We start from the raw sequence: 16,383 nt of genomic DNA, 5'->3' as shown, positions 1-16,383 counted from the left end.
CCCTAAAGACCTGTGAGGCCGCGCTTGCGCAGCAGGATCCAGAGGAAGAAGGGCGCACCGGCAAAGGCGGTGATGATACCGATGGGCATTTCCGCCGGTGCCACGATGGTGCGCGCCAGCGTATCGGCGGCTATCAGCAGGCAGGCGCCAAGAAGCGCTGCGGCCGGCAGCATGTAGCGATGGTCGGGACCGATTGTGAGACGAAGCAAATGCGGCACGACGATGCCGACAAAACCGATGCCGCCGCTGACAGCCACGGAGGCGCCGGTTGCCGCCGCCACCAGCAGGATGCTGAGGTTCTTGAGCCGCTGCACCTTGATGCCGATGTGCGAGGCGGCGGCTTCGCCAAGCGTCAGACCGTTGAGACCGCGTGCCAGGAACGGTACGCAGACCAGCATGGTGAGAATGATTGGCGCGGCGGAAGCAACCTTCTGCCAGTTGGATCCCGCGAGCGACCCAAGTCCCCAGAACTGCAGGTCGCGCAGCTCCTGGTCATCGGCCACATAGACCAATAGCCCTGTCATCGCACCGGTGAGCGCACCGAGCGCAATGCCCGCCAGCAGCAATGTCGCAACTGACGTGATGCCTCCGCGCGTGCCGATCCTGTAAAGAAGCAGCGTCGTGACGAGGCCGCCCGCAAAGGCTGCCAGTGGGACCGCATAGATACCCAGAAGCGCCATCACCGGCGCCAGTACGGTATTTCCGAGAACGATGAACGCGGCAGCGCCCAGACCTGCCCCCGCCGAAACGCCGACAATGCCCGGATCTGCAAGCGGGTTTCGGAACAGCCCCTGCATCACGGCGCCGGACACCGCCAGGGCCGCTCCGATGAGCGCTCCCAGCGTAACCCGCGGCAGGCGGATATCCATGAGCACGATCCAGTCCCTTGGCGAAACGCCCTGTGGCACGCCCTCTCCCGCTCCCGCGAAATAGGACGGCACATGCGGCAGGAGCTCCAGAACCGGGATCGAGATCGGGCCGATGGCAAGACTTCCCAGAACGACGAGACATGTCAGCACGGCGAGCAGCACAATGACGGCCCGCGCGAGCGGAGCCCTGTCTCCGCGCTGCAGGTCGGCAAGCCCAAGGAGAAAGGAAATCCGTCCCTTTCTGGCGGGCAAGGCCGTATCGCTCATCAGTGCCATCAGCTTGCCGTATCCGCCAGACGGGTCGACAATTCACGGACGGCTTCTGCAGTGCGCGGACCGAACCCCAGCAGGAGCTGCCCGTTCATGCGGACAAGTCGCCTATTCTTCCCTGCCGGCGTTTGCGCCACGGCCGGATGATCGAACACCGCATCACCGCTCGTTGCGTCTTCGCCGTCGCCGTGGCGGTCCATCATCAGCACGACGTCCGGTGCCGCACTGACGATCGCCTCGTCGCTGAGGATCTTGTAGCCGGAAAAGCCGGACGTCGCGTTTTCAGCACCGGCAAGCGCAAGTATGCCGTTGGCCGCCGTATCCGATCCGGCGGCAAGGATACGCCCGCCCTTTGTCGACAGGACGAAGAGGACACGAACGCCTGACGTCCGGCTTTCAGCAGCACGTTGCGCCTCGGCCAGATCCTGTTCAAGCTTGCCCGCAAGAGCATCGGCTTTCGCCTCGACGCCGAGCACTTCACCAACGACACGCACCTTCTTGATGATGCCTTCGGCGGTATATGCCTCCGGCACATCCGCCATCGCCACACCGGACTTGCGCAACACGTCCACTGTTTCCTGCGGCCCGCTGCCTTCCAGCATCAGGATCAGCTCCGGATTGACGGAGAGCACACCTTCCGGGGACAGCGCGCGCATGTACCCGACATCCGGAAGGCTTGCCGTTTCCGCCGGGAAAATGCTGGTGCTGTCGCGGGCAATCAACCTCTTGTCTTCACCCAGGGCGTAGACGATCTCCGTCACCGAACCACCGATGGCGACAACATTGCTGCTGTCCGGACTGCCCGTGCCTTCCGCAAACAGTGGCTTGCCGTGCAGGACCAGGGCTGCGACGGTCAGCGCGACAGCCGCCGAGACGCCGGAAAAACGCGAAAGAGACCCGATCATTCCGCTGCTCCCAGCTTTACCGCCCGATCCAGTTTCGGCAGGTTTTCGGCAAGGCCACGCCAATCGGACCGTTCCTGGTTGCCTTCAACACGTACACCGAAGAACTGGATGATCTGCTGTCCGTCGCTGTCATAAGCTTCCACCGACGTGACATGGCCGACATCCGCCGGTTTGCGCACGGCCCAGACCTCGTGGATGTGGTCGGTCCGCAGATGCAGATGGAAGGTCGGGTCCATCACATTGATCCATGGGCCCCGATCCATCACCGTTGCCACCGCCCCGGAGTGGATCTGAATGCAACCGCGATTGCCGACAAAACACATGATCGGGATGTTTTCCGACGCTGCAAGGCGCAACAAGGCCGGCACCGCCCCACGGTCGAGCGGCCAGGCCCAGGCATCGCCCGCCAGTTCAAAGGCACTGACCCGGTCGAGGTCCAGATCCTTCAAAAGTCCGTGGAACTGATGCGGATCGGTCATCGCCTGCCAGCGGTCGCGCAGCATCGCTTCAGCTCCTTCGGATGCCTGTTTTCGGCTGAACGGTTTTGCTTCGCTCACTTGCGGCAACACATCCGACGTCTGGTCGTCCAGCACGAGCTTTTCAACCAGAGTGTTCCACGCATCCAGGTCCGTTTCCGCACGGGTGTGGATCTTCATCACCGCATCACCATGGGCATCGAAGAACTGCAGTGACCGGCGGACATCGTTGCCGTCAGCCTTTTCGACCGCAAAGCCATGCACCCAATTGGCCGGAAACATGCGCGTGTCGATCTGCTCGCCCAGCATCAGGGCCGCCCGCTTGCCGTTCACGAATTTCTCGAACGGGCCGATCTTCTCGTGCACCGCGCTCTCGTTGCGCGTCAGTGCCATGACCGTGCCGACGGTCTGCAACCCCGGAAACAGATCCTCGAAACGCGGCGCGATACGGCGCACGCCATGACCCACGAAGCTGGCGACCAGCTCCGCTTCCGTAATGCCGAGTATCTGCGCCAGATCCCGCTCCCGCATCTTCGGATTGTCCGCGCGTGCCGCCCGGATGTCGGCTGCGCTCTGCCTGGTTTCAGAGGAGATCTGATCGGCATTCATGAGTTCTGTCCCCAATCGCTATGGTCTTCCTGCAGCCCGCGCTCAGTTTCCCGCCTCATCATCCCGTAACGTAAATTACTGAGATTATTAGGAATTTTTGAATCATTCCAAAGAGACGCTTTTCCTCGGCGACCGCAATCTAATACTTGACTCCTATATTCATATTTCATTAGGAACACAATACCTGAGTCACTGACTCATGTTTAAAACGCTGTGTGAGAGGCAGCGAAAAGGACGCGAACAACGCGCACTCTTGGAGAATTTTTATGGGGCTCAAGAAGACCGGCAACACCCGCTTGATGGGTGGTGTTGCCCTTTGGGTTTTGGCTTTTAATTGCGGGGCGGCTGCACAGGATGCAGTAGCGGATGCAGCACCGGCGACACCCGTTGCCGGACAGGATCAACCGGTGTCGCAGCTACAACAGATCGTGGTCAGCGCCGGCGTGCCCAAAGTCGCGATCGACACTCCTCAGGCCGTCACCGTGCTGGACCAGGAAGCCATCGACGACCTGCAACCGCGCTCGATCGGAGACGTCTTCCAGGAGATCCCGGGCGTCACGCCGATCGGCAGTAACTCGATCCTCGGCGAAAGCATCAATATCCGCGGTATCGGTGAAGCTCTTTCCGGCGACGAGACCCGGATCATCATGCAGGTAGACGGGGTCAACAAGTTTTTCGAACAGTACCGGATGGGGTCGTTCTTCTCCGATCCGGAACTCTATAAACAGATCGAAGTCCTGCGTGGTCCGGCATCATCAACCCTTTATGGCGCCGGGGCGATGGGCGGTGTGATCACCTTCACCACAAAGGATGCCAGCGATTTCCTCGATCCGGGTGACCTGATCGGCGGCCGGCTGAAAACCTCCTGGGATTCGAACGGCAACGGCTGGCTGGGCAGCGCGATCGTTGCGGCGGAGCCGGTCAAGAACCTCGAGTTGCTCGGCGCCCTCAACTATCGACAGTCTCAGGACATTACGGATGGCCAGGGCAACGAGGTCCCGGACACGGATTTCAGCTCCATCAACGGTCTCATCAAGGCCCGTTACACCTTCGGGGAAAATGAAGACCAGTCCGTTTTCGCAAGTTACCAGAACTGGTCGAGTGACGAGGACGACCAGAACTACGACCAGATTGCCTGGGGTCCGGACTTTGGCGATGTCGACCGCACAGTGACGGATCAGACCGCGATTGTCGGTTATGCAAACGGGTTTTCAGGAAACGATCTGCTTGATGTGAAGGCCCAGTTCAGCTGGTCCGACACGCGTGTCGAGCAGAAAAACCAGGATCAGATCTGCGCCCAGTACGCCCCTGCGCCCGCGCCGCCGACCTGCTATTATCCGTTCGGCTTCAATTCCGAATATTCCTACGAGACCTGGCAGGGTAAGGCCGACAACGTCGCAACGTTCCAGCTGGGCGAAGACTGGATGGCCTATGTCACGACCGGCATCGACGGCCAGTACCAGGAGCGTCGCAATCCGCGTGATTTTGGCACCTATGTGCGCAGTGGTTCAGGGTCTCACCCGGAAGGCGAAACGGTCAACGTCGGCGGCTATGCGCAGGCCGAACTGGTGTGGAACGACCGCATCACCCTCATTCCCGGCATGCGGATCGACTACAGCAACGTGTCTGTCGGCAGCTACGTGGACGGCAGCGGCAACACCATCAACCTGAACGAGGAAAAGAGCGCCGTCGGCTATTCGCCAAAGCTTGCAGCCATGATCAAGATGTCCGAATGGCTCGGCGTCTTCGGCTCCGTCGCACACACCGAGCGTCTGCCCTCCCTCGACGAGGTGTTTTCGAACTACGTCGTCAACGATCTCGACAAGGAACTGTCGAACAACTTCGAGGCCGGTGTCACCTTTTCTTTTGATGACCTGATCATGGGCGGTGACGCTTTCCGCCTGAAGGGAACGGCGTTCCGGAACAACGTCACCAACTACTACGCCAGCTACTGGAACGGTTCGACGGTGGTGACGGAAATCATTCCGAAAGCCCGTTACGAAGGGCTTGAGCTGGAAGCCTCCTACTGGACAGACAGCATCTACGGATCTCTCGGCGCCTCGCTGATCCGGGGCAACAACGTCAGCACCGGCGGCTACATGAATGCCGTCCCCGCCGACAGCGCCTTCCTCAAGATCGGCTACGTCTACCGTCCGTGGAACCTCGACTTCGGCTGGAAGGGCGACTTCTACGCCGCCCAGGACCGTGTAGGCGCAGACGAACAGGAAACCGCAGGCTACGTGCTGCATAACCTTTATGCGGCATGGAAACCGACCGACGGTTTCATGGCGGACAGTGAGGTCCGGTTCAACGTCGACAACGTGTTCGACAAGTCGTACCGGAACCACCTGAGTGAAGACGAAGGTGCAGGCCGCAGCTTCAAGCTGAGCTTCGCCAAGAAGTTCTGATCCAAGACCCGCCGCCTGTCCCCGCGGGCGGCGGGTTTCAAGCCCGGTTGCGGCTGACGACTGCGCATCGAAAAGCGCTCCCTTTCCCTTCTGGAAACGCTTTCATCAAAGTGACATCGACACCCTGTATTCAGTGTTGGAAACGTTTCCAAGACTGAAGGAGCCAAGGGTGAGATCGCGTCCGCCGACGATCAAGGATGTTGCCGAGCAGGCCGGTTGCGGCATTGCAACGGTGAGCCGCGTCCTCAACGGCACCGGCTCCGCCAGCGCCGACACCCGCCGGAAGGTTCTTTCGGCAGCAAAAGCACTCGGCTTCGAATTCAGCGCGCTTGGCCGGTCCCTGCAAAGCAGCTCGACAAAGACACTCGGCTGCATTGTCCCTTCTCTCGCCAATCCCGTGTTTGCCGAAGTCGTCCAGGCTGCCCAGCAGGAAGCCCACCGCGAAGGCTTTCAGCTCATTCTGGCATGTTCGGAATACGACGAAGTGCTGGAGCTTCAGGCCGCACGCACCCTGATTGCCAAACAGGTCGACGGCCTGGTCCTGACGGTCAACAATGCGGCCGACAGCGAGGCTCTGGAGCTGATCCGGGATCGGAACCTTCCCTGCTGCCTCGTCTATAACCGCTCTTCTTTCGGCTTGCCCGCGTGGGCCGTCGACAACCGCGCCGCCGCGCGTGAAGTCGCAAGGGCCTTTCACAGCCAGGGGCACGTTCAAACCGGTTTTCTGGCCCTGCGGTTCCATCGCTCCGACCGCTCGCGTGAGCGCTACGAAGGATTTGCCGCCGCATGCCGCGAGTTCGGCATGGCAGACCCGCTTCTTCTGGAAATCGAGGAGCAGGACGGCACCCTTCTGGAATTGCTCGGCACGCTTCTGGCCGAACATCAGGCCCTGACCGGAATTTTTGCGTCGAACGACTTTCTCGCCCTTGCCGCCATGAAGGCCGCACGCGCACTTGGAAAGCGTATTCCCGACGATCTGTCGCTGGTCGGCTTTGACGGCATTTCCACCGGACTGCTGGTCGACCCTCATCTGGCGACGGTCGAAACAGATCCGCGCACCATGGGTCAGGGCGCCGTCCATTCCGTGCTGGCAAGGCTGCTGGACCGGCCCACCCCCGACCTGCCGTCCGCAGCCGCCACATTCAGTTTCCGCGCGGGAGGCAGCCTTGGCCCTCCCGTTCCCGGAAAAGCCGATGGCAGAGAAGCTGCCACTTCCCTGCCATCCAATGAGTAACCCCGAGACCTGCTTGAGATCGCTTCAGGAGTCACTGACATGAAACGTACACTTTTCGCATTGGCCATGACAATGGCGGCCGTCGTGCCGGCAAAGGCCGAAGATGCCGTTTGCTACAACTGCCCGCCGCAATGGGCCGACTGGGCATCGATGCTGGAAGCCATCAATGAGAAGCTCGGCATTGCCATGCCGCATGACAACAAGAATTCCGGCCAGACCCTCAGCCAGCTTCTGGCCGAGAAGGCCGCGCCGGTCGCCGACGTTGCCTATTACGGCGTGACCACTGGAATCAAGGCCGGCAACGAAGGTGTCGTCACCGCCTATAAGCCGGCCGGTTTCGATGACATCCCCGAAGGTCTGAAGGACCCGGAAGGCAAGTGGTTTGCCGTTCACTACGGTACCCTCGGCATGTTCGTGAATGTCGACGCGCTCGGCGGCGCACCGGTGCCGCAGTGCTTCGCCGATCTGAAAAAGCCGGAATACCGCGGCATGGTCGGCTATCTTGATCCGTCTTCCGCCTTTGTCGGCTATGCGGGAGCGGTTGCCGTCAACCTGGCATTCGGCGGCGATCTGGAGAACTTCGATCCGGCCATCAGCTACTTCAAGGAACTGGCCGAAAACGATCCGATCGTTCCCAAGCAGACCTCTTTCGCGCGCGTCGTTTCCGGCGAAATCCCGATCCTCTTCGACTATGACTTCAACGCCTATCGCGGCAAATACGAAGAAGACGGCAACTTCGAGTTCGTGCTGCCGTGCGAAGGTTCCGTGCGCGTTCCCTACGTGATGAGCCTGGTGGCAGGCGCCCCGCATGAAGAAGCCGGCAAGAAGGTTCTGGACTTCATCCTGTCCGACGAAGGCCAGGCGATCTGGACCAATGCCTACCTGCAGCCGTCCCGCCCGGTGGAACTGCCGGCTGAAGTCGCCGCGAAGTTCCTGCCTGCAAGCGACTACGAGCGCGCGGTTGCTGTCGATTATGCCCACATGGAACGCGCCCAGGCCGGTTTCGGTGAGCGTTACCTGAACGAAGTCAAATAAAATCCTGACCTTGCGGGCCGGAGCGCATCGGCGTTCCGGCCCGTTTTCCCGAAGGCATTCTTCATGTCCGACAGAACATTCGTGACCGCCTGCCTTGTACCGCTGGCGGTATTCGCCCTCGCTTTTCTGGCTCTGCCGCTGGTGCGCCTGGTTCAGGCTTCCTTTGAATCAGAAGCCGGATGGCACATCTACCTGCAGATCCTGCAAACGCCTCGATATCTTGAAACGCTGGTCAACACGGTGCTGGTGTCGCTGGCGGTCAGCCTTGCCGCGCTTGCTCTGGCGACCACCGCCGGCCTGTTCCTGGCGCGGAACAGGTTTATCGGACGCGGCCTGCTGCTTTCCGTCCTGACCCTGCCGCTAGCCTTTCCGGGCGTCGTCATCGGCTTCCTGATCATCCTCCTGGGAGGACGCCAGGGGCTGTTCAACCAGCTATTGCCCGGACACATCGTGTTCGCCTATTCGCTGACAGGCCTCTTTCTCGGCTATCTCTATTTTTCCATCCCGCGCGTCCTGCTGACGGTGATGGCCGCGGTCGAAAAACTCGACCCCGCGCTGGAAGAAGCCGCCCGCACCCTGGGCGCATCGCCGTGGCGCATTCTCATCGACGTGATCCTGCCCGGTCTTGCCCCGTCCCTCGTTGCCGCCGGTGCAATCGCCTTTGCCACCGCCATGGGAGCCTTCGGAACCGCCTTCACGCTGGCAACCAATATCGATGTCCTGCCGATGGTGATCTATACCGAATTCACCCTGTCGGCGAACATCGCCATGGCGTCAGCCCTGTCCGTTATGCTTGGCCTTGTGACCTGGGCCCTGCTTTACATCGCCCGCAGTTTTGCAGGAACGACGGTTGCGGCGGGAGGCTGACGTGAAAAGATCCCTCGCCTGGTGGCTGCAATGCGCGGTCACGCTTGTCATTGCGGCCTTTCTGCTGGTCCCGGCCATCCAGTCGATCCTGGCCGGGGTAACAGCCAACTACTTTCGCGGTCTTTCCTCTGGCCTGACCCTGAAATGGATCGGGCGGGTCTGGGAGTTATATTCCGCCAGCATCTTCCTGTCGCTCTGGCTCGCGATAGCCTGCCTTGCCGTCACGCTGGTGATCGGCGTTCCGGCGGCCTACGCCCTTGCCAGGAATCCCGGACGCCTGTCGCGCCTGCTGGAAGAGTTCATCTCGTTGCCGCTCGCCATTCCCGGCCTCGCACTGGCACTCGCGCTCTTGCAGCTCTACGGAACCTTGTCCGGGTTCCGCACGTCCTGGACCTTCATCCTCGTCGGCCATGTTCTCTACACGCTGCCGTTCATGGTGCGATCCGTCCTGGCCGTTCTGATGGCCATGGATTTCCGCAGCCTTGAAGAAAGCGCGGCGACACTTGGCGCGTCTGCCTTCACGCGGTTTCGAACGGTGATCATCCCCAATGCCATGCCGGGCATCCTGGCTGGTGCCCTGACCGTGGTGACGCTCTCCATCGGCGAATTCAACCTCACCTGGATGTTGCACACGCCTTATCTGAAAACCCTGCCGGTCGGTCTTGCCGACAGCTATGCCTCCATGCGGCTGGAAGTCGCCTCCGCCTATACGCTCATCTTCTTCGCGATGATCGTGCCGCTGTTGATGGCCATGCAATGGGCCTCCGCCAGAGCGCAAAGGATCGCTCAATGACCCTGACAATCGAAAACGCCGCCAAGACCTTTGCCGATGGCACGCGGGCTCTCTGCCCGACCAATCTGACCGTCGGTCCCGGCGAAATCCTGTCGCTGCTCGGTCCTTCCGGCTGTGGCAAGACGACCCTGCTGCGCATCATTGCCGGACTGGAGCGCCCCGATGCGGGCAGCCGGATCCGGTTCGACGAGACCGACGTGACCGGACTTGCCGTGGAACATCGCAATGTCGGCATGGTGTTTCAGTCCTATGCGCTCTTTCCCAACATGAGCGTGCGCGCGAATGTCGGCTACGGCCTGAAGGTTAGAAAAGTGCCGGCGGAAGAACGCCGGCAACGTGTGAACGAGGTGCTGAGCCTGTGCCGCCTTACCGACTACGCCGACCGGCCGACACATGCCCTTTCGGGCGGGCAACGCCAACGGGTGGCCCTGGCCCGTGCCGTCGCACCGCGCCCCAGGATCCTGCTGCTGGACGAACCCCTGTCCGCGCTGGACGCCGCCTTGCGCGACAACCTGCGTGACGAACTGGCCGCAATGCTGCGGCAGTTCCGGATCACGGCTGTTTTCGTCACCCACGACCAGAGCGAGGCGATGGCAATCGCGGACCGGATCGCGGTGATGTCGAACGGAACCATGCTTCAGGTCGGCAGGCCAGAAGAGCTGTACCACACTCCGGCCAATGCCTTCGTCGCCCGCTTCATCGGCAACGCCATGCCATTGACCGGACACATGGAAAACGATGTACTGCAGCTGCCTGGCGGGCAGCTGAAGCTTCCCGCTGGCGCCGCCGGCAAAACAGCTTACATACGGTCGGAAAACGTCCGGCTAGACCAGACAGGATCCTTGTCGGGAACAGTGGAAACCGTCACGTTCTCGGGCGGTCATTTCCGTCTCGCCGTGGGCGGCGTCCTTCCGGATGCCGGCCTTCTCTATCTTCAGCACCCGGGCAGGACAGCCCCTGAAACCGGCAGCACCGTGCGCCTCACCATTGATCCCTCCGACCTCATCTTCCTTGCAGACCAGACATCGACCCATTCATGACCAAGATCATTCAGATTTCAGACACCCACATTGTTCCTGAAGGAGCACTCGCCTACGGACAGGTCGACACGGCCGCGGCCCTTGCCGAAACGGTCGCCACAATCAACCACCTGCTGCCGCAGATCGGTCCAGTCGACCTCGTGATCGTTACCGGTGACCTGACCGAACATGGAACGCCAGAAGAATACGACCGCTTCAAGATGCTGATGGCGGACCTCGACCTGCCCTACAGGGTGCTGCCGGGCAACCACGACCGGCGCGAGCCGATGCGGGAGAGCTTCGCAGACGCACAGTGGATGCCCCGCACCGGCCCCCTGGACTGGCAGATCGATTTTGAAGACTTTGCCGTTGTCGGGCTCGACAGCCTTACCGAAAGCGCAGCGCATGGCACACTTGAACCGGCAACCCTGTCCTTCCTGACGGACGCGCTCTCCGGTCTTGGCGACAAACCCGCGATAGTCGGTTTTCATCACCCTCCCTTTGCCGTGGGGATCAGGGCGATGGACGCGCAGAACCTGCACGACGCAGACAGCCTGGGCACCGCCCTCTCCCTTCATTCCGGGCAGGTTCGGCTTGTCTGCGGCCATCTGCACCGCTCCATCGCCGGCCTCTTTTCCGGCAGCCTGTGTCAGGTCTGCCCCGGCACCTCGCATGCGGTCACGCTGGACCAGCGCACCAACGCTGGCAACAGCCTGACCAAGGAACCCGGCGGGATGCTGCTTCACGAATGGCGAGACGATGGTTTCCTGACCCACCTCATTCCGGTCGGCGCCTTTCCGGGGCCTTATCCCTTCCTGGGCGTTTCCTGAGGACCTGAAACGAGCATCATGCAACGCGCCTGCCGGCGCCTCATGGCCCGGGAAACGTCGACCGCCATCGGCGCAAAAAGGTTTCCCGGGTCAGGGCATCCAGCGCAACCATGAGCGCAGGGGAAAGACCTATCGGCCGCAGGGCTGTCGAACTCAGGACTTCGCCTTCGTTGCCATCCTCCGTTTCCAGAAGCGGGCTGATCAGCAATGCGGTCCGAAGTGCAAGCGTGCCTTCCGAGGACAAGAGGAAATCCAGGAACGCCTCGGCCTCGGCTTCGTTGTTTGCCTGCTTCGGGATCATGAAGGTGCGTGACAGGACCAGTGTGTAGTCGGACGGCAGCACGATGCCGATCCGGTCGTCGTTGAGCTGATAGCCCTGGGCGTAGGAGCCAAGCACGTTGTAGGCGATCAGGTAGCGCCCCTCGGCAACACCCTTGATGATGTCGACCGAGCAACAGGTGGAAATCGCCTGTGAGCGGCCGAAGGATTCTTGCAGCGCGCCGAAGGTGGTTGCTTCCTGCGCGTCGGCAAAAGCAAACAGATACCCAAGCCCCGACTGCTCGATGTCATAGGTTGCGACCCGCCCGGCATATGGAGTGCCGGAAGGCCGAAGGAGATCGAGCAGGTCGAAGCGGGTCTGCGGAATATCCTCAACGGGCACCAGCTCGCGGTTATAGACGATCACCGCGGGCTCGCGGGTGATGCCCCACAATTCGTCGCGCCAGCGAAGGGCCTCCGGCAACTGTTCGGTCAACCGTGAGCGGTAGGACGCTGCGCAGGCTTCGTTGACCAGCTGCACCATCTGGTGAACACCGGAGCTGATGACGATGTCGGCGCCTGGAACGCCGTCGCGGCAGTCCCGGCGGGTCAGGCGGTAGAGCTCGTTCGATCCCCATTGCTCGTAGCGCACCTGTAGCCCAGGCCGGGTGCGCAGAAAGCTTTCGACCACCGGACCGAAGATGGAAATATCCGTCGTGGAGCGCACCACCAGCACACGGTTGGTGGTCTCTGGTCCGAAAATCTCCACCAGCTCCTGTGCCGACACGGCCCGGCCAGAGGCAAGCATCATCACGACTGCAGCCAGGCACTTCAACATATAGGCGAGTCGCTTCATGTCCGCCCCTCCGGTACGGCTGCAAACACAAGGGCAGCGCGAAAACGCGCCCCACCGGTCTTTTCCAGGCGCAATTCGCCATCGTAGGAAAGGGCGACGGAATGCGCGATCGCAAGACCGAGGCCGGAACTGCTTTGCCGCGACAGCGCGCCCTTGTTGAAACGGGACCCCAGTTCGGCAAGAACCCCATCCACCGGTCCACCGCCCGCATCTTCCACCCAGATACTGGCCCGCCTGCCTTGCAGCGAAGCCCCGATCCTTACCGGCGAGCGGCCGTATTTGAGTGCGTTGTTCAGGAGGTTCTTCAAGGCTTCCTTCAGCGATTGCACATCCGCCAGCACTTCGACAGGGTCTTCGCCGATATCCAGGATCACGTCGAATTCCGGATTGAGAACAGCGTGATCGCCTTCCTCGAAAACGTCGAGGGCAATATCGCGCAAGTCCACCTTTTCCCGTCTGGCGCTGTCGCCGCGGTGGATCACCAGTGCCTGGCTCAGAAGCTGGTCGAGCAGACGGCCGAGGCTTGCCGTTCGGGTCTGTATCCTCTCGACGATCTTTTCCTTGCGGGAAAGTTCCGGTTCGTCGGTGAAGAGATCCGCCTGGGCCCTGAGGGCCGCGACAGGCGTCCTGAGCTGATGCGCGGTGTCGGAGATCAGATGCCGCATGGAATTCATCTGCCGGTCGAGCCGGGCCATGAAGCCGTTGAGGGCATTGATCATCACCGCCGTTTCCCGCGGCACCGAGGTGTCGAGCGGTGTCAGGTCATGGGGGTCCCGCGCGGAGAGACCGCCGGCGATCCGTTCCAGCGGCTGCAGCACCGAGCGGACGACGACGACCGACAACAGCACCATTGCCAGGCCGGATGCTGCAAGCACGTAGAGCGCCTTGCGGGTGATGTCATAGGCCATGTCGTTACGCGCCCGCAGGGTCTGGCCGACAACCACCTTGATCGTGCCGTTGAGCGTACGCTCGGCAAATCGGCGCGAGACCACGGCAAAACGGGCCGGCTCTCCAAAGAACGAACCGTCGAAAAACCCTTCCCGGAAATCGCGCCGGCCTGTCGGCAGGGTGATTTCATCATAGCCGGTCAGCGTCGCGCCCTCCGGGCCGATAATGCGATAGCCGATCCTGTCGTCGGGGGCGAGCGCCAGCAACTCGAACGCCGAAACCGGCAACTCGATGACGGGCCTGTCGTCCTGAACGGTGATCGACGAAGCAATGCCTGTCGCCGCGCCCAGGAGCAACCGGTCGTAGGCGCTTCTGGCCGCTTCCCGGCCATAGGCGAATGCCGCGATGGAAACGATCACCCCGCCGAAAATCAGCAGAAAGGCAATCCCGAAGGCAACACGTGCGGTGAGCGAGGTCGACGCCAGCCTGCGGATGAGATCAGTCATCGACTTCCAGCTTGTAACCAAGCCCTCTCTGGGTCTCGATCCTGACAGATCCGCCCGAGAGTTTCTTGCGCAGCCGCGCAACATAAAGCTCCAGCGCGTTCATGCTGACGTCGGTGTCCTGGAAACTGAACACCCCTTCGAACAGACGTTCCTTGCTGACGGTCTTGCCGCGGTTACGGACCAGGATCTCCAGCAGCGAGAATTCGCGCCGGGTCAGATTGATCGGGCTGTCACCCTGACGCACGACCCGCGCGGAAGCATTGAACGTGAGGCTGCCGAGCGTCAGTTCCTCAGCCTTGTCGCCCTGTTCTCGTCGATAGAGTGCGCGGATGCGGGCTTCCAGTTCGCGGTGATCGAACGGCTTGACAAGGTAATCATCCGCCCCGGAATTGAGCGAGGATACCCTGTCGTCGACGGAAAATTCCGCCGTCAGCATCAGCACCGGCGTGCGCTCGCCCCGAGACCTGATCTCTTTCAGCAGCTCGGTGCCCAGGCCATCCGGCAAATTGATATCAAGAACGATCACGTCGTAATGCTGAACGTTGACGCAGGCCCTCGCCTCTTCCAGCGACTTTGCCAGATCGCAGGCAATGCCTGACCGGTCCAGCCGGATCATGATCGCCTCCGCCATGTCAAACGTGTCTTCAACGAGCAAAAGGCGCAAAGATTCGTTCCTCCCGCCTCCAGTCTTGCCCCGCAATTTCGCTGCTTGCAAGCAATGTGCCCCCTGGTGACAGGTTGATGACAGGGTTTGGCGCTAGGCTCTCCTCACGTCCGTTGGGAGGACCCGCTTTAACGCGGCACAACGGATACCAGGGGCTCACCAAAAGCCTTGCACATGTGGAGGAAACACAACATGGCATTCAAAACGACCCGCCTTCTGCTGGCGGCCGCATTCCTTGGCGCATCCGCTTTCGGCGCAACAGCTGCCGATTTCACGCCGGAAAACCCGGAGTGCATCGCACCGGCCAACCCGGGTGGTGGCTGGGACTTCACCTGCCGCCAGGTCGGCAAGACCCTTCAGGACCTGAAGCTTCTCGACAAGACCATGCAGGTTGTGAACCTGGCTGGCGGCGGCGGCGGTGTGGCCTATGCTGAAGTCGTCAACAAGCGCGGCGACGACAACGACCTGATCGTTGCAGCTTCCTCGGCAACCGCAACCCGCCTTGCCCAGGGTGCCTTCCCGGGCAACACCATGGACCAGGTTCGCTGGGTGGCTTCCGTTGGCGCTGACTACGGCGTGATCGCCGTTGCGGCCGACAGCCCGATCAACACCCTGCCGGAACTTCTCGACCAGATGAAATCCGACCCGACGTCCGTGTCCGTTGCCGGCGGTTCCGCTGTTGGTGGCTGGGATCACCTGAAGGTTCTGATCGCTGCAAACGCTTACGGCATCGAAGACGTCCGCACCGTGAAATACATCGCTTTCGACGGTGGTGGTGAAGCCGTGACCCAGCTTCTGGCCGGTTCCGTCCAGGCTTTCACCGGTGACATTTCCGAAGCCAAGGGCTTTGTCGACAGTGGCGACATCAAGGTGATCGCTGTTCTGGCACCTGAGCGTCTGTCCGGCGAATTCGCCGACTTCCCGACGGCAAAGGAACAGGGTGTCGACGCGATCGGCGCAAACTGGCGCGGTTTCTACGCACCGGGCAACATGTCCGACGACGCCTATAACGCATGGGTGTCCAAGATCTCCGATCTGTACGCAAGTGAAGAATGGAAAGGCATCATGGCTGCAAACGGTCTGGCTCCGCTCGACCTGCAGGGTGCCGAGTTCCAGGAATTCGTTGCCAACTCGGTTCAGCAGATCCAGAACATCTCCAAAGAAATCGGCATCATCAAATAAGAATGCCGTCAGTCCGACTGGAGGGGGCGCAGTCCATGTGCCCCCTTCTTTTTCAGGACGCGTCCGAACGCGGGCAATATCCGGTTTACCGCACGCAGCATTAAGACTGACAGCGTAACGCCGGAAGTATGTCTGCCTGATCATTGTCCGCCCGATTGGGCAAAGTGGATTGTCGGCGGACACAGTGGCACACTTCGGGTGCCAACAAACAACAGAACACATAAGGGGCGGCCGCCGGACTTGGGGAGGAGCCGCTATTAGGAAGGTATCCATGAGCGACCGCATCTTTGGCGCGGTCGGGCTACTTCTCGCGCTGGGATATGCCTGGGCCGCTCTTGTCATCGAAGAAAGCTTTCTGTCCGACGCCGTCGGCCCGAAGGCGTTCCCCCTGATCATCGCATCCGTGTTGGGTCTGTCGTCGCTGGCGATTTTCCTGAAACCCGACGTCGCGCCGGAATGGCCGTCGCTGCCGCGTCTGCTTGAAGTCGCCATGGCAGTGCTGGCGATGATCCTCTACGCGATACTTCTGCCGGAAGCCGGCTTCATCATCGCGACAGCCGTTGCCGCTGCCTATCTGACCTGGCGCCTCGGCTCTTCACCGATCGGCTCGCTTATCACCGGCTGCCTGACTTCGCTCGGCATCTATGCGGTCTTCCACCTCGTTCTTGGCCTCTCCCTGGCCAAGGGCCCGTTCGGCTTTTAACGGAGCATCGC

At 61.3% G+C, this 16,383-nt stretch carries 15 protein-coding genes; 9 read left to right on the top strand and 6 right to left on the bottom strand.

The window, feature by feature from the left end:
- Positions 1-2 precede the first annotated feature (2 nt).
- Genes B0E33_RS17645 through B0E33_RS17635 form a run of 3 tightly spaced genes read right to left on the bottom strand, consistent with a single transcriptional unit; the run spans position 3 to position 3,114 of the window.
- The gene (locus tag B0E33_RS17645; RefSeq protein WP_206051372.1) at positions 3-1,145 is read right to left on the bottom strand and encodes a FecCD family ABC transporter permease; all 1,143 of its coding nucleotides are present in this window, start codon (positions 1,143-1,145) and stop codon (positions 3-5) included.
- Positions 1,145-2,044 carry a heme/hemin ABC transporter substrate-binding protein gene (locus tag B0E33_RS17640; protein WP_167579555.1) on the bottom strand — a complete coding sequence of 300 codons (900 nt, stop codon included), beginning with the start codon at positions 2,042-2,044 and terminating at the stop codon, positions 1,145-1,147. The genes B0E33_RS17645 and B0E33_RS17640 overlap by 1 nt, the downstream gene beginning before the upstream one ends.
- Positions 2,041-3,114, bottom strand: coding sequence for a hemin-degrading factor (locus B0E33_RS17635; protein ID WP_439126694.1), 1,074 nt, complete (start codon positions 3,112-3,114; stop codon positions 2,041-2,043). The genes B0E33_RS17640 and B0E33_RS17635 overlap by 4 nt, the downstream gene beginning before the upstream one ends.
- Positions 3,115-3,395: 281 nt before the next feature.
- Here B0E33_RS17635 and B0E33_RS17630 point away from each other — a divergent pair, with 281 nt between their 5' ends.
- From B0E33_RS17630 to B0E33_RS17600, 7 genes are all read left to right on the top strand, one after another.
- The gene (locus tag B0E33_RS17630) at positions 3,396-5,537 is read left to right on the top strand and encodes a TonB-dependent receptor domain-containing protein (protein ID WP_077291915.1); all 2,142 of its coding nucleotides are present in this window, start codon (positions 3,396-3,398) and stop codon (positions 5,535-5,537) included.
- 169 nt (positions 5,538-5,706) lie between these two features.
- On the top strand, positions 5,707-6,771 hold the full coding sequence (locus B0E33_RS17625; protein ID WP_077291914.1) for a LacI family DNA-binding transcriptional regulator: 1,065 nt from the start codon (positions 5,707-5,709) through the stop codon (positions 6,769-6,771).
- 39 nt (positions 6,772-6,810) lie between these two features.
- Positions 6,811-7,806: an ABC transporter substrate-binding protein gene (locus tag B0E33_RS17620; RefSeq protein WP_031270345.1), complete on the top strand. Its 996-nt coding sequence runs from the start codon at positions 6,811-6,813 to the stop codon at positions 7,804-7,806.
- A 63-nt stretch (positions 7,807-7,869) separates the two neighbouring features.
- Entirely contained in the window at positions 7,870-8,673 is an 804-nt protein-coding gene (locus tag B0E33_RS17615) for an ABC transporter permease (RefSeq protein WP_077291913.1), read from the top strand.
- Position 8,674: 1 nt separating this feature from the next.
- The gene (locus B0E33_RS17610; RefSeq protein ID WP_167579554.1) at positions 8,675-9,466 is read left to right on the top strand and encodes an ABC transporter permease; all 792 of its coding nucleotides are present in this window, start codon (positions 8,675-8,677) and stop codon (positions 9,464-9,466) included.
- Positions 9,463-10,506 carry an ABC transporter ATP-binding protein gene (locus B0E33_RS17605; RefSeq protein WP_077291912.1) on the top strand — a complete coding sequence of 348 codons (1,044 nt, stop codon included), beginning with the start codon at positions 9,463-9,465 and terminating at the stop codon, positions 10,504-10,506. The genes B0E33_RS17610 and B0E33_RS17605 overlap by 4 nt, the downstream gene beginning before the upstream one ends.
- Complete coding sequence (locus tag B0E33_RS17600; RefSeq protein WP_077291911.1) at positions 10,503-11,315, top strand: phosphodiesterase; 813 nt, start codon at positions 10,503-10,505, stop codon at positions 11,313-11,315. The genes B0E33_RS17605 and B0E33_RS17600 overlap by 4 nt, the downstream gene beginning before the upstream one ends.
- Before the next feature lie 40 nt (positions 11,316-11,355).
- Here B0E33_RS17600 and B0E33_RS17595 read toward each other — a convergent pair whose 3' ends face one another.
- From B0E33_RS17595 to B0E33_RS17585, 3 genes are read right to left on the bottom strand one after another with little or no spacing between them, the layout of a single operon-like run.
- Positions 11,356-12,429, bottom strand: coding sequence for an ABC transporter substrate-binding protein (locus B0E33_RS17595; protein ID WP_228148023.1), 1,074 nt, complete (start codon positions 12,427-12,429; stop codon positions 11,356-11,358).
- The gene (locus B0E33_RS17590) at positions 12,426-13,823 is read right to left on the bottom strand and encodes a sensor histidine kinase (protein WP_077291910.1); all 1,398 of its coding nucleotides are present in this window, start codon (positions 13,821-13,823) and stop codon (positions 12,426-12,428) included. Before B0E33_RS17590 ends, B0E33_RS17595 begins: the two co-directional genes overlap by 4 nt.
- Positions 13,816-14,487 carry a response regulator transcription factor gene (locus B0E33_RS17585; protein WP_023003141.1) on the bottom strand — a complete coding sequence of 224 codons (672 nt, stop codon included), beginning with the start codon at positions 14,485-14,487 and terminating at the stop codon, positions 13,816-13,818. The genes B0E33_RS17590 and B0E33_RS17585 overlap by 8 nt, the downstream gene beginning before the upstream one ends.
- Before the next feature lie 192 nt (positions 14,488-14,679).
- Between B0E33_RS17585 and B0E33_RS17580 the strand changes: the two genes are divergently transcribed.
- Both B0E33_RS17580 and B0E33_RS17575 read left to right on the top strand, forming a co-directional pair.
- On the top strand, positions 14,680-15,669 hold the full coding sequence (locus B0E33_RS17580) for a Bug family tripartite tricarboxylate transporter substrate binding protein (RefSeq protein WP_023003140.1): 990 nt from the start codon (positions 14,680-14,682) through the stop codon (positions 15,667-15,669).
- Positions 15,670-15,940: 271 nt separating this feature from the next.
- Positions 15,941-16,372, top strand: coding sequence for a tripartite tricarboxylate transporter TctB family protein (locus B0E33_RS17575; protein ID WP_055656205.1), 432 nt, complete (start codon positions 15,941-15,943; stop codon positions 16,370-16,372).
- Positions 16,373-16,383: the final 11 nt, after the last annotated feature.

The organism is Roseibium algicola, from assembly GCF_001999245.1.
Taxonomy (GTDB): domain Bacteria; phylum Pseudomonadota; class Alphaproteobacteria; order Rhizobiales; family Stappiaceae; genus Roseibium; species Roseibium algicola.
The sequence above is the reverse complement of the archived record's forward strand: the minus strand, read 5'-3'. Positions and strand labels throughout refer to the sequence as shown.

Bases quoted from the DNA above. Each gene is read 5' to 3' on its own strand.
- B0E33_RS17590 (WP_077291910.1), bottom strand. From the start codon at position 13,823: ATGACTGATCTCATCCGCAGGCTGGCGTCGACCTCGCTCACCGCACGT.
- B0E33_RS17615 (WP_077291913.1), top strand. From the start codon at position 7,870: ATGTCCGACAGAACATTCGTGACCGCCTGCCTTGTACCGCTGGCGGTA.
- B0E33_RS17630 (WP_077291915.1), top strand. From the start codon at position 3,396: ATGGGGCTCAAGAAGACCGGCAACACCCGCTTGATGGGTGGTGTTGCC.
- B0E33_RS17580 (WP_023003140.1), top strand. From the start codon at position 14,680: ATGGCATTCAAAACGACCCGCCTTCTGCTGGCGGCCGCATTCCTTGGC.
- B0E33_RS17640 (WP_167579555.1), bottom strand. From the start codon at position 2,044: ATGATCGGGTCTCTTTCGCGTTTTTCCGGCGTCTCGGCGGCTGTCGCG.
- B0E33_RS17645 (WP_206051372.1), bottom strand. From the start codon at position 1,145: ATGGCACTGATGAGCGATACGGCCTTGCCCGCCAGAAAGGGACGGATT.
- B0E33_RS17620 (WP_031270345.1), top strand. From the start codon at position 6,811: ATGAAACGTACACTTTTCGCATTGGCCATGACAATGGCGGCCGTCGTG.
- B0E33_RS17575 (WP_055656205.1), top strand. From the start codon at position 15,941: ATGAGCGACCGCATCTTTGGCGCGGTCGGGCTACTTCTCGCGCTGGGA.
- B0E33_RS17605 (WP_077291912.1), top strand. From the start codon at position 9,463: ATGACCCTGACAATCGAAAACGCCGCCAAGACCTTTGCCGATGGCACG.
- B0E33_RS17600 (WP_077291911.1), top strand. From the start codon at position 10,503: ATGACCAAGATCATTCAGATTTCAGACACCCACATTGTTCCTGAAGGA.
- B0E33_RS17595 (WP_228148023.1), bottom strand. From the start codon at position 12,429: ATGAAGCGACTCGCCTATATGTTGAAGTGCCTGGCTGCAGTCGTGATG.